The organism is Xanthobacter sp. BG11Y11_SDJG, from assembly GCF_057364445.1.
Window position 1 is genome coordinate 1 of sequence record NZ_JBNFNU010000634.1, and the last position, 1,541, is coordinate 1,541.

The window sequence follows — 1,541 nt, forward strand, 5'->3', positions numbered from 1 at the left end:
GCCAGCGAGAGCGAGTAGATCAGCGGGCGCGGGCGCGCCGCGCGTCGATGGCGGCGAAAACCGCGACGGCGAGACCGCCCGCCAGCACCCACCAGAGCGGGCGCGGGCCGAGGTCGAAGGAGAGGTTCGCCTCCAGGACGAGAGCGGGATCGACGCGGGTCGCAAGGCCGTACCACGCCGCTTCCATCCCCGCCGTGGCGAGCGCGCTGGCGGCGGCGAGCGCGATGAGGCGTCCGGGGCTCACCGGACGGCCGGCGCGGAACATCAGGCGGAAGCCGAACAGGTAGGCGAGGACGCCGGCCATGAGGGCCGGCTCGGTCACGTCCAGCTTCGACTGGAAGAAGAAATGCACCGTGCCGAGCACCGCCGCGCCATAGGCCAGGAGGTGCAGGCGCTGCCAGTTCTGCGCGCCCATGCGGCGGATCGCGGCATTGGTGGAGGTGAGGCCGAGCGCCAGCAGGATCGCAAGCGCCACCGCGCCGATCACGAGATAGACCCGCAGAACGATCTCCTGCACCGCCCGCGCCGCGCCCTGGTCGACGAAGAACAGCGCGATGTGCAGCAACGCGTAGCCCAGCGCCGCGAGACCGAGCGTGCGGCGGGCGAGGATCAGCTTGTTCCAGGAGAAGGTGCGGCGCAGCGGCGTCACCGCGAGGCTGATGACGAGGAAGCGCAGCGCCCAAAGCCCGGTGAAGTGGATCGCGGCGGACACCGGCCGCGCCCCGAGCCCACCGGCTGCGGCGATCCAGCAAAGATGCGCGAGCGGCGCGAAGGCCAGCGCCAGCGCGACCGTCTTCTCGGCGCTCAGGGCGCCAGAGCGTTCGTAGAGGAGGGGGCGCGCGAGGCGCGCGAGCGGGGAGGGGGCAGGGGAGGGGGCAGGGGAGGGCGAGACGGCGGGCATCGCGCCTTCTACGCCGCCGGAAAGGGCCGCGTACGGCGCGCTCGCGCACGATGGCGTGAGCGCGCCGCTGCATGGCGTCAGGCCGTCAGGTCGCGGTCGAGCTGGGCCTTGAGCGCCGGATCGATGGCCAGCGCCTCGGCGAGGTTCGCGAGGTAGCGCTGCTCGGCCGCGCTGTCGGGCCGGATGGCCATGACGGAGGCGGCATAGATCTGCATCGCCGCTTCCGGCGAGGTGGCGGCGTTCACGAGGTCCTGCGGGTTGACCGGGGTGGACAGGATCTCCACCAGCATCGCCTGGTCCGGCGCATTGCCGCCCATGCGCGTCACGCCCGCGGCGATGCGGTTGAGCTCGTCCGGGTCGAGGCTGCCGTCCGCCTGCGCGGCGGCGGCCATGGCGGCCACCAGCACCTGGGAGAAGTGCTCGGGTCCGCCCGGCGCCTGGGCCGGGCTGAAGGCCTGGGCGTCGTCCGCCATCAGCCGCGAACCGCCGGACTGGGCCTGCCACTTGCGGAAGGCATTGAAGGCCAGCATGCCGATGACGGCGAGGCCGCCATATTTCACGAGGTCGCTGCCGCCGCTCGCCTGGGTCCCGCCGGTGGGGGCGGGAGCCGGAGCGGGGGCGGGTGCGGGGGCCGGCATGG

General features: G+C 73.3%; 2 protein-coding genes. Both read right to left on the bottom strand.

Annotated elements, in window-relative coordinates:
* Positions 1-19 precede the first annotated feature (19 nt).
* Entirely contained in the window at positions 20-901 is an 882-nt protein-coding gene (locus tag AC2W7M_RS25205) for a protein-methionine-sulfoxide reductase heme-binding subunit MsrQ (protein ID WP_486135817.1), read from the bottom strand.
* A 77-nt stretch (positions 902-978) separates the two neighbouring features.
* The coding region (locus AC2W7M_RS25210) for a tellurite resistance TerB family protein (protein WP_486135819.1) at positions 979-1,541 on the bottom strand (563 nt) is incomplete at its 5' end.

Excerpts from the sequence above, each read along its gene's own strand:
- AC2W7M_RS25205 (WP_486135817.1), bottom strand. The coding sequence starts at position 901 with ATGCCCGCCGTCTCGCCCTCCCCTGCCCCCTCCCCTGCCCCCTCCCCG.